A 24,852-nucleotide genomic window follows, 5' to 3' on the forward strand; every position below is an offset into this window, starting at 1 on the left:
TTTTAAGAATAGGTGAGAATCCACGAAAATGGTCAGGTTGAGATTGACGGAATCGATAAGTTGATTCTGAATGCCTTTATGGATAATGCAAACATACCTGTTTCGCAATTAGCAAAAGAATTAGGTATATCAAATACGGCAGTTCATCAACGCATTAAGAAATTAGAGGCTTCTGGTGTGATTGATTCGACAAAAGTAATTGTAAATCCTGCAATTTTAGGCTATTCAACGATGTCATTCGTTGGTGTTTTTATGGACAAACCTTCTTCTTATAAATTAGTTGTGAAAGCTTTGGAAGAAATTCCAGAAGTGGTGGAAGCTCATTTTACAACAGGAAATTATGGGATTTTCCTTAAAATTTTGAGTCGTGATAATCTACATTTAATGAATGTGTTGAACAAAAAAATTCAGCAAATTGATGGGGTTACACGTACAGAAACTATAATTTCGTTGGAGCAACCAATAGATAGACAAATAAAACTTTAATATACAAAGATGAATATTAATCAATATTTAGACTCGACGTATCTTAAAACACCTGAACAAGCAGGTATTTCGAATTCTGATACATTAGATATGGTGCACAAGTTGGCACAAGAAGCTATTGATAATGATATCTATGCAGTAATGATTCGTCCTGATTATGTAAGATCAGTTCGTGAATTATTGGATGAGAAAAAATCGAATGTTGTTTTGGGAACTGTAATTGGTTTTCCTGAAGGGACTTACGATTTGAATGAAAAGTTGAGAGAAGCGCAAAAAGCAATTGCTGATGGAGCCGATGAATTAGATTTTGTAGTCAACTACGAAGCATTCAAAAAAGGTGATAGCGATAAAGTAAAAGAAGAAGTAGAAGCTGCAACATTAGTCGCATTGCGTGAAGGTAAAGTTGTAAAATGGATTATCGAAACTGCTGCTTTAACAGATGAACAGATTGTTGGTATAACACAATTAATTCGTGATACTGTTTTAGAGAAAGCAGGTGAAGAAAATGCATCAAAAGTTTTTGTAAAATCTTCTACAGGTTTTTATAAAACTGAAAATGGAGAACCAAATGGAGCAAACGAGCATGTTATTAAATTGATGCTTGAAAATTCAGGTTCGCTTCCAGTGAAAGCTTCTGGCGGAGTTCGCACGACAGAAGAAGCTGAAAAAATGATCGCTTTAGGCGTGAAAAGAATTGGAACATCATCTGCTTTAGCGATTGTAAAAGGAGAGCAAGGAGCAAAAGGTTATTAGAAAATTTCTACATTATAATACATTTAAAAGTCTCAATATTTATTGAGACTTTTTTTTATTCATTTAAAATAAGCTTTCTTTTTTAGTTAATTTTTTAAAATACTTAAATAGCATATTGTATTTTATTATTTTTGGAGCACTAAAATTATAACTTGATTTAAATCAATTAATTTGGTTAAAAAAGGTCGTGATTTTGCATTGATAACACTGATAAAATAGTATAGACGTATGTTGTTGAATAATCGTAAAGTTTATAATAATTTGGTTTTTGATGTAGGTATAACTGCATTTGAATTGAATGATATCCTACATACAGAAAAATTGAGAAAAGAGTTATCTGTTGATGAGTATTTTGGAATAATCTGGTCTGGTTCTAAAAAATTTGTTCATAAAATAAATGGAAAAGAATATTCGATTCCTAAAAACCATTTTCTTTTTATAGCTCCCAATATCTCTCAAGAATTTGTGAAACAAACTACTCGTACTGATGCTTATTATATTGTTTTTAAACAAGAATTTTATTCAAAATCAATCGAAGAGAACTTGAAGTTAGAAAATTCTACACTTTTTTCGCGAGATATTATAAATATTGTTGAGAATACAATTTGTTCTGCTCCAATTTTTGAGGCTAATTATTTGCAATATTTCTTTACTGCATTCGAAAATGAATTAGATATGAAGCTTGCTCATAATCTTTTGGAACGTATTATTATCAATGGTCAAATGGAAACATTTGATATGCAAAGCCAATTTATACAAGATGATTTTGATGTAGAACTTGCGACAAAATTCAAAAAACTTTTGCAAGAAAATGTCAAGGAAAATAAACAAGTATTTTTTTACAGTGATAAACTTTTTATTACAAAAAGAAGGTTAGATAAAGCAACTCAAATCGTTTTTGGAAAAACAGCAAAAGGAATGATTGTTGAAGAATTGATGAAAAATGCAAAGATTTTATTAGTCAACTCAAAAATGTCAATAAAAGAGATTGCGCTGGAACTCAATTTCCTTCAAGAAACCAATTTTACTGCGTTTTTTAAGAAAAACACGGGGATTTCTCCGACTAAATTCAGACAAAGTACTCCGAATTAAATAGTTAGAAATGTCGTTTTTCATCATCTTTTGGTATGATTTAATCTTTTTTAGAACAAAAACAACTTCTACATTTGCAATGGAATTTGAGAATAACCAATCTTAAATATACAAACTACCAGATTATTTAACAAATATTTTTTAATAAATTTTTAACAAATTTTAAAATCATGAAAAAATTAGCATTTTTTTTAACAATTTTCTGTGGATTAGTTTCTGGAACAGCTTTAGCACAAGTTACGAATACGACTGGGCCTGGGCCTAAAACAGCAACAGCAACATTAAACGTAAAATTATACCCAATTCAAACAATTCTTATTGGTGCTAATAGTACAGTTGATCTAGAATATCAAACTAAAGAAGATTATTCTAACGGTGTTACAAAAACTATGAATGACCACTTAATTGTATATAGTACTGGTGGTTTTGCTGTAAAAGTAAAATCTGAAAATGAAAACTTAGTTAGAAAAGAAGGTGATAGTAAAATCGCTGTAAATACAATTAATTTACAAGCAAGTTTAGGAAGTAATACTACATTAACAGATGCTACTTTTGATGAAAATGTAAAATTAACTAATTCTTATGCTAGTTTAATTTCTAGCAAAGTTGGTGGTACAGATTTAAAATTCAACGTTGCTTATAACGGAATAGGAAACAACGATTATGTAAATAAATATAATAATGTTGAGAATCCTACTGTTTATACAACTACTGTAACTTATACAATTGAGGCACAATAATATAAAAAATAGGAAGTGGTATTGAAAAATATCACTTCTTTTTTTGCTTATGAAAGTTCTTCGTTTTTTAACAATCTTTTCTTTTTTAGCATTAATCATTTCAACTAAGATTAGTGCGCAATCAGGTATATCTGTAAGTCCACCAAGGACTTATTTTGCGTTAAATCCTGGTGAGTCTGAGCGTAAAAAGATTATGGTAACCAATGTAAGTGATGTACATACATTAGAGTTGTCTGTTTCTTTTAATGATTGGAAGTATGATGAGTTTGGAGGTAATGTAGTCTCTGAACCTAATACTTTACCAACAAGTAATGCAAACTGGATCACAGTTTTACCAAGTAATACATTTACACTTTTGCCAAAAGAATCAAAAGAAATAGAAGTTCTGATGCAAGTTCCAGAAAAGATAAATGCAGAGAGTGTGCATACAGCAATGATGTACATCACGCAAACAAATCCGATTGCTGGACAAAATAAAAGTGGAGAAAATATTATATTCTCGATTCGTACAGGTATCAAAATTTATCAACGATTAAATATTGCACGTGATACAAATGTAGAGTTTACAAATTTTGTTTACGATAAAACTGAAAATCGTTTGGTGCTTAATATTTCCAATGAAGGAAATGTTTGGAGCGAAGGAACGATTACAAATGAAATCATTAATCAAGAAAATGGTCAACAAACAAAATTGCAAGATGCAGTTTTCTATAGTTTACCCAATGATAAAAGAATTGTATATATACCATTGCCAAAGGATTTGCCAAAAGGCTCGTATATTGTTACCTCAACTTTAAGTTTTGAGAAAGATGATCAATTGAAAATTGCTGAATTGACGTTCTCAAATGATAAATAGTAACTTGTTTCAGAAGATAGTTTCAACCATAACATTATTGTTGACAATCGCAGTGTCTGCTCAGTTTACGTTAAATGCCCACAATAATGGTTGGGTGCAAGTAAATGGAAGTAGTGGAGTTACGGTGACTAATGTTGTGGCTGTAGAAATGCACATGTCTGGTGCTTTAAATTATAAAAATTGGTCTTTAGTTGCGCGTGTTGTCTCGCCTATTGTAAATTCTGAGAAAAAAGAATTTCCTGTCGAAAAACTGAAATTGAAATTCAATAATTATACAACTTCTCAATATTATTCAGAGAATTATCCTACAATAAATCAATTAGGAGTTATTCAGAATAACATCGCGATGAGTTTTTCTCCAAATTATTTTATTCGAAGTTCACCTTTAACAATAGCAACACCAGCAGGAAAATATGGTGCAATTGTACTGAATTATGATATTGTGATAGATGCAGGAACATATCTAAATGCTCTAAAATCATGGAACAATTATCCTATTCAATTCGAGTTTTCTTTATTGAATGAATTTGGAACCCTGATTGGTAAAAGTCTTTTTCCGATTGAAATGCAAATTAGTCCAAACGGAAATTACGAATCAGCTCCGGCGTTTTCTATTGCGGTCGATGGTTCTGCTGTAAATGCAGAATTGGTTTTCAATACAATACAAGATTATAGAAATGGTGTGAAGAAAGAATATCAAAATGGCTTAATTGTTTCTTCTGATACAGCTTACGATATTCAAGTTTCGTCGATTAATCAATATTTACAATCAAGTGATGCGCAGAATTTGGAATTAAATTCAATCAATGTTCAGATAAAAGACACCGAAACAAATAATCTTTCTAAGGTTATAAAACTTTCGAATTACAATCAATCATTGATGACGAATAGTTCTAAAACAGCTTCAAAAAAGTATAATATTATTTATTATACAACTCCGTCGGATAATAAAATTTTGAATAGCAAACCTGGGAATTATTCAACTTCTTTGTTGTACACGATTACACCTCTGTAAAACAATATGTTCTTTTCAAGCCATAATTTTCGAAGCGTATTTTTTATTCTGCTTTTCCTTGTTAGCGGACAAAACTTACGTGCTCAAACAATAAATAACGGATTGAAATTTAGTACAATAAAAGAAGTTAAATTAGAAGATAGCAACAACTTTTCTGTTATTCTTCAATTAGAAAATACAAACAATGATACGATAAATGCTCGTCTAGGACTTAAAATCCCTTCGGCTATAAGATCGTATTCGCAAGATAATCTTCAAATAAAAATCAATCCAAACAAGAAGGCTTTTATTCCTATGCAATTTACGGTGAGTAAATCGCAAATGGCTGGGAAATTAGATTTAGAATTCAATATTATTGATTTTTTAAGTAAAAAAGAAATAGGAAAATCTGTTACTTCAGTTGTTGTTTTGCAAAAGAGAAACATCAAAATTTTTCCTGTCCAGAGTAATATTTTTTACCGTCAAGAAGGAGATTCTATTCATTATGAATTAAAAGTAATGAATATGGGAAATCAAGCCGAAGAAATTTTGTTAACCAATGTACTTCCTGATTTCAGAGGAAGTTATACTTATAATAACAAACGACTTATAGTTGAAGCTTTTCAAGAAAAAATTGTTCGATTTTCTAAATATGTAGACCGAGATATGATTAAAATTGAAAGTTTTCAGGCAAATGTTTCGGGTTATACAACGACCAAAGATTTTGCAGGAAATGTGTTTTTTACCATTCAGAATGCAAGTTCCAATCGTGTGTATATAGATCCAACAATGCTAAATCAGAATTGGACCAATTTTTCTTCAAATTATGTTCGATTAACTGCTCGCGATATTAATTCTGCTAATGCGAATTATAATTTAATGGCTCATCAAGAATTTTCGGTTGGGTTGAATGAATTTGCATATAATATTAATGGAACAACTTGGAATAAGAATCAAGACATGGTTTTGACAGATTCTTGGGTGAAATATCAACGCAAAGACAAAGGAATTTTAATAGGATCAATCAACAACAACGATTTTGATATTCCAGTTAACGGACGTGGAGTGATGTTGTTTAATAATTATGATAAGAATGATAACCGAATTGTAGTCGGAACGGTCGAAAAAAATTACAATTTATTAGATGATTTGACGAACGATGTTTTCAAGAATAGCAACACAACTTTTGCGAATGGACGATTTTTAATAAAAGATAAAAACGAATTAGAAACAACAGCTTTGTTTGATAGAACTTATTCAACAACGAACTTTATTTTGACAAATGGTTACAAATGGATTACACCAAACAAGTGGAATTTTTCGATGAAATTTGGGTATGGTTTGTCTAAATTTAAAGCAACAAATGATGTCGAAAATTCATTATCAGTTTCTGCAAATGTTTCAGGAACAATAGGTAAATTTGATTTTTATAGTTCCAATTATTACAGCTCAGGATATTATCCTGGAACGCGACGTGGAGCTTTGTATCTGAATCAGCGTTTGCAACGTACGTTTTCTAAATTTTCGTTATGGTCTTCATTAACGGTTACGAACAATAATCCGAAATCTATCGATCCATATTTGATGAATTATACACAAGCGAATGAGTCGAAAGCGTTACGTTTTGAGACGGGTATATCATTCAAATTGGCAAGTCACTTTAACCTTTCGATTTCTCCTAAATTGAATATAGAAAAATCAAATATTCTGAATTATGAGACGTTTAAGTATATGCCGATGGATTTTAAATCAGCTTATTTAAACGGAACATTTACGTGGTTGTCTAATTCTCGTGTGCATCAGTTGGTGTTGAATGCTTTGGGAGGATTTTCTGAACTAAAAGAATTGAGAAATGCTGATCCAATTGTTTATGGACAATTAACGTGGAGTGTTAAAAACTTTCAGTTAAACTCAATTTATCAAAGAGGAAGTATGATGATTGCAGAAGTTTATTCGATGAATAATTTAAATCATCAATTAGAACGTTTTACAAATTCTGCGAGTTTTCGTCAAAGTTTTTTTCAAAAAAAATTGAATACAGCAGTTTCTACTTATTATAATATTGACAAAAATTTTGGAAATACCCTAACTTTTGGAGCTTCTTTAGATTATCAACCAATTGATAATTTTATTGTGAGTACACAAGCGAATTTTAGTCATTACGATTCGAAAACATTGAATAGCAAACAAACTTATTTGCAAGTTGGTGTACAATATAATTTGCCTGCGAAACGTACTGTGACAGATGTAAAAGACGGAACATTAAATTTGTTTGTGTTTTATGATTACAATGCAAATGGTATTTTTGATGAAGGTGATAAAGTGGCTGATAGTCGTAATGTGAAGATAAATGAAACTAACTTTATTACAGATTTGGAAGGTAATATCAAGTATAAAAAAGTTCCCTATGGTAATTATTTAATCAAACTTCCTGGACAAAAATGGTTTGCACAAGATTATGCGGTTAATATTAATTCTAAAACGACTTCTATTTCTATTCCAATGCAACAAACTGGTGTTGTGAGAGGAAAAGTTGAGTATGAATTATCTTCAAATTTGGAGTATCAGGTTTCGGCAAATTTATTCGGTTTTACGTTGATTTTTAATCACGAAAATGGACAGATTTTTACAGTTAAAACAAATGATAGAGGTGAATATACAGCTTTTTTACCTGTCGGAAATTATACGTTTCACCTTGTAGAAAATAGTTTACCAGAACATGTTTATGCAAAAACATATTTGAATAAAATAACGGTAGAAAAGGAACAAAATACAGAATATGAACCGCTTATTCTGAAAATTAAGGAACGAAAAGTTAACATCAAACGTTTTGGTAGTTAATGGATATTTTGATTTACTTTGCATCAAAATAAACTCTAAATGCCACTAACTTTTTGCCATCCAGCAATTATTCTTCCGCTAAAAAAACTAAAATCGAATTGGTTTTCGATGACGGGATTAATCATTGGTTCGATGTCGCCAGATTTAGAATATTTCTCTCGAATAGAGATTGTAGCGACGCATAGTCATTTGTTTTGGGGTGTTTTATATTTTGACTTACCAATTGCTCTTATTTATTGTTTCGTTTTTCACTTATTTGTCCGAAATGTTTTAATTCATCATTTACCAAATTCTTTAAAAGAACGATTTGCTCAATTCCTAAATTTCGATTGGATTGATTATTTCAAAAAACATTGGATAATTGTAATTCTCTCAATAATAATTGGTGCATATTCACATCTTTTTTGGGATGCTTTCACACACGAATGGGGATATTTTGCGAAATTAATTCTAGCTTTAGAGGAAACTTGGTTTCAAATTCCTTTCAATAATTTTGAAGTAAAAGGTTATAAATTTCTACAACATTTTAGCACATTTTTAGGTGCGATTTTTATTGCTTTTTGGATGTATAAAATGCCAAAACAAATTCTTCCAAAAACTAAATTTGATTACATTTTTTGGTTAAAAGTAGTTCTATTTACAACTATTATTTCCACAATACGATTAGTTTTCTTCCCAATAGAAATTGGATTAGGCAACATCATTGTCGTTATCGGAATGAGTATTTTTTTGAGTTTGATTATTTTTGGGTTAATGGAGAAACTATTAATAAAAAAATAAAAGGTTATCAAATAATTGACAACCTTTTATTTTAGAAGTGATTAAAAACTCACTTTATCTTTTATATAATTTCCGTTTTGACAGAATTGTTTTAATTCATTTTCGATGAAAATTTCAATAGCTTCCGCATCTTGCGAAGGATACAATAAATGTACATTTGCGCCAGCATCTAATGTGAAATACAAATGATTTCCTGTTTCACGACGGAACTCCCACAATTTTTCTAAAGCAGCAACTGTATTTGGTTTCATCAAAATAAATGCAGGATTCGACATCATCATCATGGCGTGCAATGTCAAAGCTTCATGTTCTACCAATTCTCCAAACGCTTTGATATCGCCAGATTTTAAAATTGGTAATAAAGCTTTTAAGTTTTCATTTGCTTCCACAAAACGACGTTCTGCATACGGATGTCCATTCATTAAATTGTGACCAACAGTAGAAGAAACCGATTTTTGACCTTCGTGAATCAATAAAATGGTATCATGAAAAGTTTTGAAAACATCATGAATTTCGGTATCAGGATATTTTGTTCCAAATAAATCTGAGCTTCCTTCGATAAAATCATTTTCTCCCCATTCAACCAAACCTTTGTAAATCGAACGGCAAGCACTTCCAGAACCTAAACGAGCCAAGAAAGAAGCTTTTTTCTTGGCGTCTTCTTCTGATAAATTTGCGCCAAGAATATTCTCAATTTGAACTAAACATAATGCCATTGCCAACATTCCAGAAGCTGAAGAAGCAATTCCAGAACTATGTGGAAAAGAATTATGTGTGTGAACTTCAAATTTGAATTCATTCAAAAATGGAATGTAAGCCGTAATTCTTTCGAAAAAAGTAATGATTTTTGGAGTAAAACTTTCTTTCAATTCACCTTCTAAATAAACTTCAACTTCGAAAGCATCCGATGTTTTTGGCGAAAATTTTAATTCAGTTTCTGTATAGCTATTGGTTAACGTATAACTAATTGAACTATTGGTTGGAATTTGATTTTTCTTTTTTCCCCAATATTTTACCAACGCAATATTTGATGGACTTTTAGCAGAAACGCTTCCTGATTTTAATTCCGAAGCAGTTGTTGAAAGTGTTGAAATGAATTGTTGTTCCATAAAACAAAAGTAAACTATTTTGTAGAATTCAGCTTTTGAAAGCGTTTATAATGATAATCAATTGCTTCTTTGATTGGAATAAATTCGTATTGAAGCAAATTTTTAACTTTAGAATTGTCGTATTTGGTATAAGTTGTCAACGAATAATAATTCGCTTTTGTCATATATTTTCCACCAAAGATTCGACTAAAAATAGATAGATTTTTAATGATTTTCAAGGTTGAATTCGAAACATTTTTGACTGAACGTTTGCTATTGATCGAAACAAGATCAAATACTTCTCGGTAACTTTTATTTTCAGAAATTACCACAAATTTTTGATTGTAAACTTGTTGATTAATTAACTCTAAAAAAATCTTCACCACATCGCGTACATCAACAAATCCTGTTCCGCCCGAAGGAGCATAATCACTTTTTGATGAATTTTGTTGAAATAAACTTTCGCTTGCACGTTTAGTATCCAATGTTCCGATGATTACACCAGGATTAATAATAATGACTTTAATCCCTTCTTGTGAAGCACGCCAAACTTCCATTTCTGCTCTAAATTTTGAGATAGAATAAGAAGAATGTGTTAAGCCATTATTCCAAACAGAACGTTCGTCGATCATTTTAGTTGCTGGATTCAAATCGTCCATTGAAGCAATAGAACTGATGAAAAAAAATTCTTTCACGCCAGAATCAATCGCTTCATTTACCAAAGTTTCAGTTCCTAAAATATTCGTATTGAAAATTTCTTCTTCTTGACGTTCATCAAATGAAACAAAAGCCGCAGCGTGATAAATTGTCTCGATTCCGTCTAATAAATTCGGAAGTTCAGTTACATCCAACAAATCCCCATCAATCCAATGAATAAATTGATAAAATTGCGAAGCATTTTGTTCCGCAAAGAAATTTTGGATGGTTGCTGTGTTCGATGTTTTTCGTTTTAAGGCACGAATAGGTTGTTGCTTTTTTGCCAATTCTACCAACAAATGCGCGCCAACCAAACCTGTTCCTCCCGTTACGAAAATCATACTGAATTATAAATATTTTTTTTTCCTGAACCAAAAGTAAATAAAAATTACCACTAATAACATGACAAGTAAACAAATTGGATAGCCTAATTTGTAATTTAACTCGGGCATGAAATCGAAATTCATTCCATAAATTCCAGCGATAAAGGTTAAGGGTAAGAAAAATGCAGAAAAAACGGTAAGCGTTTGCATGATTTCGTTCGATTTTTGTCCATTTAACGAAAGGTAAATTGTTAACAAACTTTGTACATCATCTACAATTTGCGAATGCAAGTGTAACATTTTTACGTTTTCTTCGTACAAATCCTGTGATGAACTTGTCTTTTTGTTATCTGCGCGATATTCTTTCAGTGCTTCAAGCGTATAATCTAATATTTTTTTGCAAGCTGTAGCTTCTCGTTTGATTTTATATAAGGTAGGAAGTTTAATTTTTCTGAAATCATCCGTAAAAATTAAATGTTCGAGTTGATTGACTTCTTCGTCCATTTGATATGCTGGTTCTTCATATGTTTTGATGGTTTCGGAAATAATACGATACAAAATTCCTTTGATAATGATTTTAGAAGGATCAGTATTAGCTAAATATTTTTTCTGAATTTTCTCGAAAATATCCGTTTCCTTTTGATGAACAGTTACAATAAAATCTACTCCGATGTAAATACTGATTTTGTGACTAAATTCTCGAACAGTGTTTTTCAACATACGGTGTTCTTTATCAAAAAAACGAATTAACAAAAACGAAACTTTTGAATCATCTGATTCATATTTAGGTAAATGTCCAGGCTCCAAACTATCTTCAATCGTTAATTTCTGAAAACAATATTTTGTAGCAATTTCATCTAACTCAATTTTTGTTGGATTTTGTAAATTAATCCATTTGAATTTTTCATTCTCGAAAAGTGTTTGCATGACGATTAGATATTGATTATAATAATACAAAAATATTATATTGTTGAGATTAATTTTATTTATTGATTTTTCATTAAATAGGTGTTATTGTTAAAAATAATTTATTTTATTTAACAATAATTGAAAATATTACTTTATAATGTAAAAAAAACATTTTTTTTTTTTTAATCATGTTAAAAAATGTTAATATTGTATTAAAATAAACTATAAATACACATGAGAAAAAAATTGACTTCTTTGTCATTGTTAGCTTTTCTTGGGTTGAGTACAGCAGTATTTGCTCAAACAAAAGGAACAGTGAATGATGCAAATGGTTTTCCTGAAGCTGATATTGAAGTTTCAGTAAAAGGAACTGATAAGGTGGCTTATACAGATGAAAATGGAAACTTTGATATCGACGCAAAAGTTGGTGATGTTTTATTAATTAATGGGACAGAGTATATTGTTACAAATGCAAATTTAGGAGTATTAAAACCTAAAAAGACTGATACAGTAGATCTAGAAGAAACTGTTGTCACTGCTTTTGGAGTTCAGAAAAAAGAAACAGTAGTTGGTTCTATTGGTACTATAAAATCAGAAGACATAGAAAATAGACCAATTTCAAACGTTGCTAAAGTTTTAGATGGTTCTGTTTCTGGGGTGCAAGTTTCTACAGGTTCTGGACAACCAGGTTCTGGATTGAGTGTGCAAATTCGTGGTGTAAGTTCATATACATTGTCTTCTACTCCATTATATATTGTAGATGGTGCTGTATATACAGGGAGTTTACAGGATTTGAATCCAAATGATATTGAGTCTTTGACGGTATTGAAAGATGCTGCCTCAACATCATTATATGGTTCATCAGCTGCGAATGGTGTTGTTATGATTACATCTAAAAAAGGTAAGAAAGGTAAAGGGGCTTTTAGATTTTCTTCTAATACAGGAGTTGTCTCTAGAGCAATCCCTGAATACTCAAGAATTGGAGCTGGAGATTACTATGTGACAGCTTGGGAAGCTATGCGAAATGGAGTTTTAGGAACTACTAATAGTGCAACAAAACTACCTTACACATTAGCAGAGGCAAATGCTTATGCAAACTCTTCTTTAATTAAAGATAACTTAAAAAATAATATTTACGGAGTAGCTAATGATAAAGTTGTTGTAGATGGTAAATTGACAGATGCAGCAATGTTATACAACGACTTTGATTGGCAAGATTATATTTCAAGAATTGGTACTTTTCAAAAGTATGATGTAGATTATTCGGGAGCAACAGATAATACTTCTTATTATGCTGGTTTTGGGTACTCGAAAGAGACAGGTTATGTGATTAAGTCTGATTTTGAACGTTATACTGCTAAGACTAGTATTGATAGTCAAGTAACAGATTGGTTAAAATTAGGAACGAATTTATCTGGTAGTTTAGTGAAATCTACATTAGCAGATGACGGAGGTGGTTCGTCATATATTAATCCATTCTGGTTTACTCGTGCAATGGGGCCAATCTATTCTCCATTCTTATATGATGCAAATGGTAAAAGAGTTTATGATTCTTATGGAAATCCGTTATATGATGGAAATGATTCAAGAGGTAGAGGTGCATCAGCTAGTTCAGGACGTAATGTTTTACAAGAAACATTATTGAATAATAATAGACAAGATACTAATGCTATAAACTCTAGATTTTTTGCAGAATTTAAAATTATACAAGGGCTGACATTTACAACAAACTTAACATATGATGTAAGAAATTACACTTATAAAGAGTATGGTAATAAAGTAATTGGAGATGCAGCAGGAACAGCCTCTTTAGGATTAACAACTTATAAATATACAGGGGTTACTTGGAATCAATTATTAAACTATAAAAAATCAGTAGGGTTACATAATTTTGATGTTATTCTTGGTCATGAATCTTTTGATAGAAAAGTAGATTATGGTTATTTAAGAAAAATTGGAGAAACAGTTTCAGGAATTTATGAAATGTCAAACTTCTTGACACCAACGTCTTCATCTGGATATAATTATGTAATTAGAAAAGAAGGGTATTTTGCTCGATTAAATTATGATTTCAGTAACAAATATTTATTATCTGGATCTATACGTATAGATAAATCATCTAGATTCTCTGATCAAAATTATCAAGGAACTTTCTGGTCTGCAGCAGCAGGATGGAATATACATAAAGAAGCTTTCTTAGCTGGATCTTCTGTTGTTAATGAATTAAAATTAAGAGCTTCTTATGGGCAAGTTGGTAATGATGGAGGAATTGGTGCAGAGCCTGGTTATCAAGTGGATTTAGATCTTTATTCATTAGGTTACAACAATGGAGGTGAGTCGGGAGTTTATCTTGGTCAAGTAGGTAATCCTAATTTAACTTGGGAATCTAAAAATTCTTGGGATTTTGGATTAGATTTCTCTTTGTTTAAAAGAAGAGTATCAGGATCTATTGAATATTATCTTCAAGATATTAATGATATGATTTTTGCAGAACCAGTACCTAATTCTGCTGGGGTTCCAGGAAACTCTATTTATAGAAACATCGGAAAGATGCGTAATAGTGGTTTAGAATTTTCATTGAATTTAGGGATTGTTCGCAATGATAAATTTTCATGGGATTTAGGTTTGATTGCAGCACACAATAAAAATGAAATGATTAAAATGCCAAAAGGTAAAGATGATGCAATTATTAATGGTACAAAACGTATTGCTGAAGGTAGATCTTTATATGAATTTTGGTTACGTCAATGGTACGGAGTAGACCCTACTGATGGAGCTGGTTTATTTATTCAAGATCCTGATAAAGCATCAGATGGAAACTCTAGAACTGTAAATGGAGTTTTAATGACGACTAATCAAAATAATGCGTTGTACGCTTATTCAGGAACTTCTAATCCAGATATTTACGGAAGTGTTACAAATACATTCAAGTTTGGTAATTTTGATTTATCTGTAATGTTAAACTATCAATTAGGAGGAAAAACGTATGATGGGAATTATGCTTCTTTGATGAATAGTTATGCGCAAGGTCAATCTCAACATGTTGATATTTTAAATGCATGGAAAAAACCAGGAGATATAACTTCTGTTCCTATTTTAAGTTCAGCTAATGCTAGTGCAGTAGGAGCAGCTTCAACAAGATGGTTGGTTAAATCTGATTATTTAAACATCAGAAATGCTCAAATCGGATATAACTTTGATAGAAAAGTATTAGATACCGTTGGATTAAAAAACTTTAGAGTTTATTTAGCAGGAGAAAATTTATATGCTTGGACAGCTAAAAAAGGTTTGGAACCAACACAATCTTTCAATGGTACAACGACATATCGTTATACACCTTCAAGAACTGTAAGTTTAGGAGTTAATGTATCATTCTAATCTAAAATTTAAAAAAAAATGAAAAAAATTAAAATTTTAATATCAGCATTAGTTGTATCGTCTCTGTTTTTTACTTCTTGTAATGATGACTTTTTAGATACAACACCATCTTCATCTGTAGGAGATCAAACTATTTATTCTTCGGCAGATAACTTAATAGCAGCTATTAACGGTATGCACCGTAATATGTATGTACGTCAAAACTCTTCTCAAGGTAATAATGGATATACAGCTCAATTAATTATTTCTGATGTGATGGGAGAAGATGTTGTATTTCCAAGTGTGGGTAATGGATGGTTTAGAGACGAAATTAGATGGATTACTCAAAATAATACAAGTTCAGGAACAGCTTCATATCCATGGACATTTTGGTATGGGATGATAAAAAATGCGAATAATATCATTACTTATGGACCAGCTGCTTCAGGAGATCCTTTGTTAAGAGATAAGGCTATTGGGGAAGCTTATGCATATAAAGCATTTGCTTATTTTCAGTTAGTACAAACATATGGTAAAAGATATGTTGCAGGAGACACTAATGCTAATGATGGAATTGTCTTAAGAGATGATCCTACAGAAGTGACACCTAAAGAAAGAGCAACTGTAGCAAAAACTTATGAAGCAATTTGGGAGAATCTTAATAAAGCTGAAACTTTATTAACAGGAAAAACAGCTGCAAATAAATCACATTTTTCTGTAGCAAATATTAAAGGTTTGAAAGCTCGTGTAGCATTAGTGCAACAAGATTATACTAAAGCGGCTCAATTTGCGAAAGAAGCAAGAGGGGTATTGACACTTATGACTCAAACTCAGTATAAAGCTGGTTTTAATGATTATACGAATCCAGAATGGATGTGGGGTGTTAAAATTATTTCTGATCAGACAGATTATTTTGGAAACTTCCATGCGTACATGTCAAGAAATTATAACTCAACACAAATTAGAACAGCTCCTAAAGTAATGAATACGAAATTGTATAATGCATTTCCTTCTACTGATGTGAGAGTACAAGTTGTGGATCCGACAGGAAAACATACAAGTTTAGGTTTGCCATCAAATTATTCGTTATTTGCTTATACATCTCAAAAATTTCTATCAGAAAGTACTGCGTCTTCATTAGGCGATGTGCCATTTATGCGTGTAGCTGAAATGTATTTAATAGAAGCAGAAGCATTATATAAGTTAGGTAAAGAAGCAGATTCGAAAACAGTATTGTCTACTTTAGTAAAGGCAAGAGATACATCTTTTACAACATTTACAACTACTGGAGATGCTTATTACCAACAAATTTTGTTGAATAGACGTTTAGAGTTGTGGGGAGAAGGATTTAGATTCTATGATTTAAAACGTTTAGGGCAAAAACTTGATCGTACTGGAGCAAATCATAATACAACTGTTATTAATAATGTGTATACAATTGAGGCATCAGACAATAGATGGCAGTGGGTAATTCCTCAAGCTGAGATAAACTCAAATCCATTATTAAAACAAAATCCATCATAACATTTTTAATATAATTTATCCTCATTAATTATATACTTAAAATAGAGGTTTTCCATTAGGAAAACCTTGATTTTTTATATCCAAAAATCTCTATTATAATCTACTGAAAAATCATAACTTTGTACCTTGTAAAAATTAGATAAAAAATATATTAAAATACTATGAATCCATTAATTGAAGAATTGACTTGGAGAGGACTGGTTCACAATATTATGCCAGGGACAGAAGAACAACTAAATAAAGAAATGACTTCTGGTTATGTAGGTTTCGATCCTACAGCAGATTCTCTTCACGTGGGAAGTTTGGTTCCTATTTTCTTATTGGTTCATTTGCAACGTCACGGTCATCGTCCAATCGCCTTGGTTGGTGGTGCAACTGGTTTTATCGGTGATCCTACTGGTAAAGCAGCAGAGAGAAGTTTATTAGACGAAGAAACATTGAATAAATATGTTGCTGGAATTAAAGCACAATTGTCTCGTTTCTTAGATTTTGATACGAATAATGGAAATTCAGCTTTATTGGTGAATAACTATGATTGGATGAAAGATTTTTCGTTCATCGATTTTGCACGTAATGTCGGAAAACACATTACTGTAAATTATATGATGGCAAAAGATTCTGTAAAATCTAGACTATCTTCTGAATCGAATGTCGGAATGTCTTTCACAGAATTTACATATCAATTGATTCAAGGATATGATTATTTACATTTGTACAAAGAATTAGGTGCAAAATTGCAAATGGGAGGTTCTGATCAATGGGGAAATATTACAACAGGAACAGAATTAATTCGTCGTACAGTACAAGGTGAAGCTTTTGCTTTTACTTGTCCATTAACAACTAAAGCGGACGGAACTAAATTTGGGAAATCGGAAGGTGGTGAAAATATTTGGTTAGATAAAAACCGTACTTCTCCTTATAAATTCTACCAATTTTGGTTAAATCAAGCGGATGCTGATGCTGAACGTTACATCAAAATTTATACGTTCTTAGAAAAAGAAGCGATTGATGATTTAATCGAGCGTCATCGTCAAGAGCCACATTTACGCGAATTACAACGTAAATTAGCAACTGAAATTACAATTTTAGTTCATGGTGTTGAAGAATTACGCAAAGCAGAAAAAGCATCTCAAGTTTTATTCGGAAAATCAACTTCAGAAGATTTGAAAGAATTAGATGGAGATACTTTCTTATCAGTTTTCGAAGGTGTGCCTCAAGCAACTATTGCAAAAACTGATATCGAAGCGGGATTGGATATTGTTACTGCTTTAGCAGAAAAATCAGGCTTCTTAAAATCAAATTCAGAAGCGCGTCGTGAATTAAAAGCAAACGCAATTTCTGTAAACAAAGAAAAAGTAGCGGAAGAATTTGTATTAACAACAGAAAATTTAATTGCTGATAAATATGTTTTATTACAAAAAGGTAAAAAGAATTATTTCATCTTAATTGTTGAATAATTTTTTAGATAAAACATTTCCAAAATAGAAAGCAAGCTGAATTAAGCTTGCTTTTTGTTTTGAAAACTATTTTTTTATCTCAATTCTGAAAGATAATTTTTTATGGCTTCTGAAAGATTTCCGGTTGAATTTTCTAAAACGCGTAAAAAAGCACTTCCTATAATTGCTCCATTTGCGTAATTCCAAGCTTTTTCTACATCAGCTTTTGTCGAAATCCCAAATCCAATTTGATGTGGTTTTGTTAAGCCTAGATTTTTAACATTTGACAAAAAATCTTCATTATAATTAGATTCTGTTGCACCTGTAGTTGCAGAACTAGAAACAATATAAACAAATCCAGAAGTTGCATCATTAATCTCTTTGATGCGTTTTTCTGTTGTTAAAGGTGTAATTAGAAAAGTAACTTTTTGATCGTATTTCTCAAATAATTCTTTGTGTTGTGCCAAGTAAATTTCGTACGGCATATCAGGTAATATCAACCCTGAAACTCCACTTTCTTGACAGTTTTGTAAGAATTTTTCTAATCCGAATGTCATTACTTGATTGTAATAACCCATCAAAACAATTGGCGAAGAAATTTCATTTTGAACCGATTTTAATTGTTCAAACAAAATGTCCAACGTCATTCCATTTGCTAACGCTTTTTCACTTGTAGCTTGTATTGTTGGACCATCAGCTAAAGGATCAGAATATGGAATACCGACTTCGATAATGTCAACATTGTTTTGATCTAATTCTTTTAAAATAACAGGGGTATCCGATAAATTCGGATACCCAGCTGTTGTGTATATTGTAATGAGGTTTTTATTTTTTTGACTAAATAATTGCTCTAATTTGTTCATTTTTATTTTGCTTGTTTTAATAAGATTGTATAGACTGGAAAGTGGTCAGAATAACCGTTTGCACGATAAGTATCGCCGCTCCACATACGGTTAGGGAAGCCTTTATATGCACCTTCTGTCGCTTTTAAATAATCTTTGTTGTAAATTTCAGTTTTGAAGATTTTATACGTTGAATAATCTTTATTTTTTGTAACCAATGATGAAGTTGAGATAAATTGATCAAATAGATTCCAAGCATCACGATAAGCTAAAGTACCAACACCTTTTTTATATAAAGGTAACATAGGATCGTAATATCCGTTATCCGAAACTTTAGCAATTTCTCCAGCCGGATCAAATATGTTTTTAATACTTGGAGAAATAGGATCATCATTAAAATCACCCATTGCAATTACTTTTGCATTTGGATTTTTAGATTTTAACTCATCAAAAATTCCTTTCATCACCTTTGCTGCTTCCATACGAGCTGGCATCGAAACTTTTTCTCCACCACTACGAGAAGGCCAGTGATTCACTAAAAAAGTGATTTCTTCACCGTCTAATAAACCTGTAACTTGTAGAATATCACGCGTATATTTGCGTTTACCTTCAGCATCATAATTGAAAATTGGATGAGGTCTTGCATCAATAACCTTGAAACGAGATTTTTGATACAATAAACCTGTATCAACTCCACGAGCATCAAACGAATTGAAATGAACAACACCATAATCGTATTTTTTCAAAGCAGAGCTTTTTGCTAAATCTTCTAAAGTTTCTCTTGTCTCGATCTCACAAATACCTACGATTACTGGAGCAGAGCCTGTAACATCTGCGCCTAATTCGCTAATAACTTTTGAAATATTATTGACTTTTTGGAAATATTTTTCTGTATTCCATCTTTTATTTCCGTTTGGTAAAAATTCTTCTTGAAGAATTAATGGACGGATAATTTTCTTTCCTTTTATATTTTCGTACGTATAACTTTGTTTGAATTCTTCTGTTTCGTACTTCGATATGTCAGATTCTGCAATCTGAATGTGATAATTTTTGTCATTAAAAGGTAAAGTTCCATTTACATATCCAACTGATTTTATGGTGTCAAAAAGATTTTCAACATTGTAAAAGGCTACAGTTGCACTTGAATATTTGCTTTGAGCTTTAACATTTAACGTTAAGAATAAATTAAAAATTATTAATAAAGTTAAAGATTTATTAATTTTAAACATATGTTATTAATTATGAATTTATTAAATTTGTTGTCCTATTTTTTCTGATGAAGGAAATAGAGAGCTAATTTATAAATAAAAATTCGTTTGAATGAACAAATTATTGTTAAGTCTTTCAGTCTTTGCTGCAACTGTCGCTATGGCGCAGGCGCAAACAAAGGTTACTGGGGTAGCAAAAAATGCTGCTACAGGTGAAGAGGTTTATAACCTCACTGTACGTTTGGACGGAGGAGCAGTAAGCGATGCTGCTATCACCGATCGTATAGGTTATTTTCAGTTTGTAGATATTCCGGATGGAACATACAAATTACAAGTTTATGGCGTGGGCTATGACCCATATGAAAAAGAAATCACTGTAACAGGGCAAAAAGAGCTTGACTTAGGTGATATTAAATTAACATTTAATCCAAATACAGCAGAAGTTGGAATTATTACATTAACAGATGATGAATTATCTGATGATGAAAGTTCGACAGCTTCAAATTCAGGACTTTTACAATCTTCGCGCGATGTTTTTGCTCGCGTTTCTGCGTACGAATTAGGTTCGTATTGGTTTAAACCAAGAGGTTTAGACAACAAATATAATGACGTATTATTTAATGGGGTTCGTATGAACAAAATGGATAATGGTCGTGCAACTTTTAATAACTGGGGAGGTTTGAATGATGTAACTCGTCGTCCAGATGAGTTAACATACGGAATCGAACCTTCTAATTATGCTTTTGGAGATTTAGGAGGAGTTACAAATTTTGATACTCGTCCTTCAACAATGCGTAAGGGAGTAAGTTTGGCTTATTCTAGTACAAATCGTTCATACAGAAATCGTGTAATGGCAACATACAATACAGGATTAATGGATAACGGTTGGGCATTTATGGTTTCAGGAAGTAGACGTTGGGCTGATGAAGGTATTATAGAAGGTACTTTTTATGATGCGTATGCTTACTACTTAGGTGTTGAGAAAAAGTTTAATGAAAAACATACTTTAAACTTAACTAGTTTCGGTGCTCCAACTCGTCGTTCTACTGGTTCACCTAATACACAAGAAGTTGTGGATTTGAAAGGTATTTACTATAATTCTTATTGGGGATGGCAAGATGGTGAAAAACGTAATGAACGTGTAAAGAAAACTTTCGAACCAATTAATATGTTGACGCATCATTGGAATATTAATAATAAATCTAAATTAACGACAACTATTTCGTATCAATTTGGAAAAGAAAGTGGATCTCGTTTAGATTGGTTTAAAGCAAATAATCCTTCACCAACATATTACCGTAATATGCCGAGTTACTTAGCTTTTAATGGAGCGTCTGCTGATGCAATCGCAGAAAGAGAGCAATTATGGAGAAGTGGTCAAATCTCTCAGTTAGATTGGGCAAGTATGTATCGTGCGAATGAAAATAGTACGACAGGAAGAGCGGCTTATTGGTTAACTGCAGATGTTAATGAAGATAAAACAGCTACGGCTTATACTAATTTTCAAACAGAATTAACTTCAAATATAGATTTAACAATTGCAGCATCTTATCAAAATACAAAATCTAAATTGTATCGTGAGATTCAAGATTTATTAGGTGCACAATATGTATTAAATGTAGATGATTTTAATGTGACGACAAATTTACCTGTTAATCATTTTTATAATTTCAACTTATTGGATCCTGATTATGTTGCTAAGAAAGGAGATAAACAAGAGTATTACTACGAAATTAATCGTGATTATGCAGATTTATTCGCGCAGTCTAAAATTAAATCTAAATACTTAGATGTTACTATTGGGATGAAAGCTGCTTTAACGAAGTTTTACCGTGATGGAAAGTTCCAAAATGAAATGTATAAAGACAATTCTTATGGAAAGAGTAAAACATATGATTTTGTAGACTTTGGTGTAAAATCTAACTTTTTAGTAAAATTAGATGGACGTAACTTTATTCAAGCAAATGTAATGTATCAGACAGAAGCACCAACTTCTGATGAGATTTTTCCAAATGCACGTCTTAATGATGTAACTGTTAATGGAATTGAAAGTGCTAAAATATTTTCAAGTGATTTATCTTATATTTTAAGAGCTCCACGTATCAAAGCTCGTGCGACGGCTTTTTATACTAGAACAAAAGATGAGATAGAGAAGGCTTTTGGATATATTGATGGTGTTTCGGATCAAATTTTTGTTTCTGAGGTGATGACAGGTGTTGGAAAAGAATATTTAGGAACTGAGTTGGCTGTAGAAGCGCAAGTTTTACCAGTTCTTACAGTTTCTGCTGTAGCTGCTATTGGACAATATTTATACAAAGACAATTCTGATTATAACCTATATTCTGATGAATTCGGGATTAATGGAATTCCTTACAAAAATTATGGAACTGCTTATTTAGAAAACTATAAACTTGCTTCTGGACCTCAATCAGGATTTACTTTAGGTGCTGAGTATCGTGATCCTAAATTTTGGTGGGTTGGTGTTTCTGGAAACTATTTAATGAACAATTATGCAGACCCTGCTCCTTTTAGAAGAACAATTAATTTTATTACCCAAAACGGGGTTCCAGTTAACGGAGTAACAGAAGAAGGGTTGAAAGAAGTTTTGAAACAAGAGAAGTTTAGTGATGAGTTTATGTTGAATATCAATTTAGGGAAAACGTTCCGTATTGGTAAATATTCAGCAGGGATTTCAGGAACAGTAAATAATGTACTGAATAATAAAAACTATGTTACAGGAGGTTTTGAACAAATGCGTACAGGTAATTATAATAATGCAATTGATAAAAACTACCAACGTATGTTTGGTTCAAAAATGTTCTACGGAATGGGAACAACTTATTTCGCTAACATTTATTTCAGATTTTAATTTTATTAACAACGAACACAATTTAAAATGAATACAATATCAAAATTAACAATAGCTGGTGTTTTAAGCTTAGGTTTATTTACAGCGCAATCTTGTGTGCAAGATGATGATTATGCAACACCTCCAATTGAATGTAATTTACCAAGTCCTAATATTTCTTTGGCTGATTTAGTTTCTAAAGTAACTGCTGGATCTATAAAATTAGATGCTAATAAAGCAATAGCAGAAGATTTAATCGTACAAGCATATGTTATATCTAGTGACGAAACGGGGAATTTTTTCAAAACGATTTCTTTACAAGATAAAGTTGAGAACCCTACAACAGGTATCCAAATAGAAATTGACGGAAGTAATTTATATAATTCTTATCCATTGGGAGCGCAAGTACAAATTAATTTGAAAGGGTTAATAGTTGCGAATGATCGTGGAGTAATGAAAATAGGTTCTGTAGATCCACAATATACTGTTGGTCGTATTCCAAGTGCTGTCATGTCAACTTATATGGTTAAAACATGTGAAGCAATCCAAACGATTAAACCAAAAGTTGTTTCTTCATTAACAGATGCTTTAAAACCTGAAAATCTAAATACATTAGTAACGATAGAGGGAGTTCAATTCAGTGATCCTGATGGAGATAAAACGTATGGGGTTTCAGGTGCAACAGTGAATAGAGTGATTGTGGATAAAAAAGGAAAAGAAACAGATTTACGTAACTCTGGCTACGCAACATGGTATGCAGATGTTTTACCTAAAAAAAGCGGGTCTATTACAGTAGTAGTTTCTCGATACAATTCAACTTATCAAGTATTTATTCGCGATACAAATGATGTGAAGTTTGATCAACCTCGTTTTGATGTAGGTGGAGGCCAAAATCCAGGTGGAGGCAATAATTCCGAAGCAGTAAATTTATTGTTCAAAGGTTCTGATTTCAATGTTTGGGCTGACTTTTTATCTTCTATTAACTCTTTTGGCTTAGTGAAAGATACCTATGCAACTAGCGGAGTTGGTGTTGGTAGAGATAACACAAATGCATTACTTTTAAAAGGAACACCAAAAGCAAATGATTACGTATTTACAACTATTGTAAATAATACAATTCCTGCAACTCCAAAGAAAATTACATTTTATGTAAAAGGAACATCTGGGAAATCATTGTCACTAAATGTGTATAAATCTGATAAAAAATACGTAGTATATAATGTAGGAGATTTATCGAATTCAAATGTATCTTTATCACCAATTGATGCAAATCAATATACAGGTAAAATTGATACTAAAGGCGAATGGGTTCTTGTTACTCTAAATATTGAAGGAGTAGATATTCAAAAAACTGCTGGTGAAAATATTTTTGCACTAAAAGTAGGAAAAGATGAAGCTTATGATTTAGTTATCGATAATATCAAAATTGACTAATTAATCAGTTTAAATATTATAATAAAAAAGGCAACCAATTGGTTGCCTTTTTTGTTTTTATTAGGTTAATATATTCCTAAATATTCTTCATTTTTTAACGTGATTTCACTTTCTGAAATGTATAAAATTCAAATAAAAATTATCTGTTAATGAGTATCGATTTTAATTTTATAAAAAAAAATAAAAAAAAGATTTATTAATCATTTAATAATGGATAATTGATAAAAATAAAGCAATGTATGTCTTATTTGGATAAAATGTTAATTATGTATCATTCGTTTTTTCTATAGGAAATAGTGTTCAGATTTGTTACCCTATTTTATAAAAATAAGACTATGAAGAGAATTGGATATCCTAACAAAACTTCCGTAGTAAGAAAAGATATAAGACACCCGTTGTGCATTTTGATTAATAAATAATATAGTTGTTCATTTCATTGAAAATAAGTAAATTAATTTAACTTTAAAACATTTACAATGAACAACTTAGTTGCTAATTATGAAAGAATATTGGAAGTTCTACGAAAAATTTCCACAGATACACTTTTAATTTATCAACGTAGAAGACCTAAACTTTTTGATTTAGAACTCATAAGTCTTGTTTTAACCGCTGAATTTATGGGTCTTGATAGTGAAAATCATTTAT

At 31.3% G+C, this 24,852-nt stretch carries 18 protein-coding genes and 1 pseudogene; 14 read left to right on the top strand and 5 right to left on the bottom strand.

Annotated features, from left to right (window positions below):
• The first annotated feature begins 12 nt into the window (after positions 1-12).
• The 8 genes from B3792_RS05850 (at position 13) to B3792_RS05885 (ending at position 8,542) form a co-directional block, all read left to right on the top strand.
• Positions 13-486, top strand: coding sequence for an Lrp/AsnC ligand binding domain-containing protein (locus tag B3792_RS05850; protein ID WP_125350002.1), 474 nt, complete (start codon positions 13-15; stop codon positions 484-486).
• Between the two features lie 9 nt (positions 487-495).
• Positions 496-1,239 (top strand): deoxyribose-phosphate aldolase, encoded by a 744-nt coding sequence (gene deoC / locus B3792_RS05855; protein WP_291069108.1) that lies wholly within the window; start codon positions 496-498, stop codon positions 1,237-1,239.
• A gap of 228 nt (positions 1,240-1,467) precedes the next feature.
• Positions 1,468-2,331 carry a helix-turn-helix domain-containing protein gene (locus B3792_RS05860; RefSeq protein ID WP_291069110.1) on the top strand — a complete coding sequence of 288 codons (864 nt, stop codon included), beginning with the start codon at positions 1,468-1,470 and terminating at the stop codon, positions 2,329-2,331.
• A 170-nt stretch (positions 2,332-2,501) separates the two neighbouring features.
• Positions 2,502-3,071, top strand: a complete 570-nt coding sequence (locus B3792_RS05865; RefSeq protein WP_291069112.1) for a hypothetical protein — start codon at positions 2,502-2,504, stop codon at positions 3,069-3,071.
• A gap of 49 nt (positions 3,072-3,120) precedes the next feature.
• The gene (locus B3792_RS05870) at positions 3,121-3,927 is read left to right on the top strand and encodes a molecular chaperone (RefSeq protein WP_221856221.1); all 807 of its coding nucleotides are present in this window, start codon (positions 3,121-3,123) and stop codon (positions 3,925-3,927) included.
• On the top strand, positions 3,917-4,942 hold the full coding sequence (locus tag B3792_RS05875) for a hypothetical protein (RefSeq protein ID WP_291069115.1): 1,026 nt from the start codon (positions 3,917-3,919) through the stop codon (positions 4,940-4,942). Before B3792_RS05870 ends, B3792_RS05875 begins: the two co-directional genes overlap by 11 nt.
• Positions 4,943-5,044: 102 nt before the next feature.
• Entirely contained in the window at positions 5,045-7,762 is a 2,718-nt protein-coding gene (locus tag B3792_RS05880; protein WP_291069117.1) for a hypothetical protein, read from the top strand.
• Positions 7,763-7,801: 39 nt separating this feature from the next.
• The gene (locus B3792_RS05885; RefSeq protein WP_291069119.1) at positions 7,802-8,542 is read left to right on the top strand and encodes a DUF4184 family protein; all 741 of its coding nucleotides are present in this window, start codon (positions 7,802-7,804) and stop codon (positions 8,540-8,542) included.
• A 41-nt stretch (positions 8,543-8,583) separates the two neighbouring features.
• Here the strand turns inward: B3792_RS05885 and B3792_RS05890 are convergent, their stop codons facing one another.
• The 3 genes from B3792_RS05890 to B3792_RS05900 are packed head-to-tail and all read right to left on the bottom strand — an operon-like array spanning position 8,584 to position 11,576.
• Positions 8,584-9,651: a diphosphomevalonate/mevalonate 3,5-bisphosphate decarboxylase family protein gene (locus tag B3792_RS05890; protein WP_291069121.1), complete on the bottom strand. Its 1,068-nt coding sequence runs from the start codon at positions 9,649-9,651 to the stop codon at positions 8,584-8,586.
• A gap of 14 nt (positions 9,652-9,665) precedes the next feature.
• The gene (locus B3792_RS05895) at positions 9,666-10,667 is read right to left on the bottom strand and encodes an NAD-dependent epimerase/dehydratase family protein (RefSeq protein ID WP_291069123.1); all 1,002 of its coding nucleotides are present in this window, start codon (positions 10,665-10,667) and stop codon (positions 9,666-9,668) included.
• Between the two features lie 6 nt (positions 10,668-10,673).
• Positions 10,674-11,576: a CorA family divalent cation transporter gene (locus tag B3792_RS05900; RefSeq protein ID WP_114998077.1), complete on the bottom strand. Its 903-nt coding sequence runs from the start codon at positions 11,574-11,576 to the stop codon at positions 10,674-10,676.
• Between the two features lie 216 nt (positions 11,577-11,792).
• Here B3792_RS05900 and B3792_RS05905 point away from each other — a divergent pair, with 216 nt between their 5' ends.
• From B3792_RS05905 to tyrS, 3 genes are all read left to right on the top strand, one after another.
• A complete protein-coding gene (locus tag B3792_RS05905; RefSeq protein WP_286495243.1) occupies positions 11,793-14,936 on the top strand; it encodes a SusC/RagA family TonB-linked outer membrane protein in 3,144 nt (1,047 codons plus the stop codon).
• An 18-nt stretch (positions 14,937-14,954) separates the two neighbouring features.
• The gene (locus tag B3792_RS05910) at positions 14,955-16,439 is read left to right on the top strand and encodes a RagB/SusD family nutrient uptake outer membrane protein (RefSeq protein WP_291069126.1); all 1,485 of its coding nucleotides are present in this window, start codon (positions 14,955-14,957) and stop codon (positions 16,437-16,439) included.
• A gap of 161 nt (positions 16,440-16,600) precedes the next feature.
• Positions 16,601-17,896 (top strand): tyrosine--tRNA ligase, encoded by a 1,296-nt coding sequence (gene tyrS, locus B3792_RS05915; protein WP_280050042.1) that lies wholly within the window; start codon positions 16,601-16,603, stop codon positions 17,894-17,896.
• 74 nt (positions 17,897-17,970) lie between these two features.
• On the opposite strand, the gene trpA is transcribed toward tyrS, so the two are convergent.
• On the bottom strand, positions 17,971-18,738 hold the full coding sequence (gene trpA / locus B3792_RS05920; RefSeq protein ID WP_291069128.1) for a tryptophan synthase subunit alpha: 768 nt from the start codon (positions 18,736-18,738) through the stop codon (positions 17,971-17,973).
• Positions 18,739-18,740: 2 nt separating this feature from the next.
• Positions 18,741-19,946 (bottom strand): endonuclease, encoded by a 1,206-nt coding sequence (locus tag B3792_RS05925; protein WP_291047845.1) that lies wholly within the window; start codon positions 19,944-19,946, stop codon positions 18,741-18,743.
• 91 nt (positions 19,947-20,037) lie between these two features.
• On the opposite strand from B3792_RS05925, the gene B3792_RS05930 reads away from it, so the two are divergent.
• From B3792_RS05930 to B3792_RS05940, 3 genes and pseudogenes are all read left to right on the top strand, one after another.
• Positions 20,038-22,794 (top strand): carboxypeptidase regulatory-like domain-containing protein, encoded by a 2,757-nt coding sequence (locus tag B3792_RS05930; RefSeq protein WP_291069130.1) that lies wholly within the window; start codon positions 20,038-20,040, stop codon positions 22,792-22,794.
• Between the two features lie 27 nt (positions 22,795-22,821).
• A complete protein-coding gene (locus tag B3792_RS05935) occupies positions 22,822-24,207 on the top strand; it encodes a DUF5689 domain-containing protein (RefSeq protein WP_291069132.1) in 1,386 nt (461 codons plus the stop codon).
• 476 nt (positions 24,208-24,683) lie between these two features.
• Positions 24,684-24,852: pseudogene (locus B3792_RS05940) on the top strand (IS982 family transposase); the annotation flags it as partial.

Origin of the sequence: Empedobacter sp. UBA5924 (genome assembly GCF_002431085.1) — a bacterium.
GTDB classification, from domain to species: Bacteria; Bacteroidota; Bacteroidia; order Flavobacteriales; family Weeksellaceae; genus Empedobacter; species Empedobacter falsenii_B.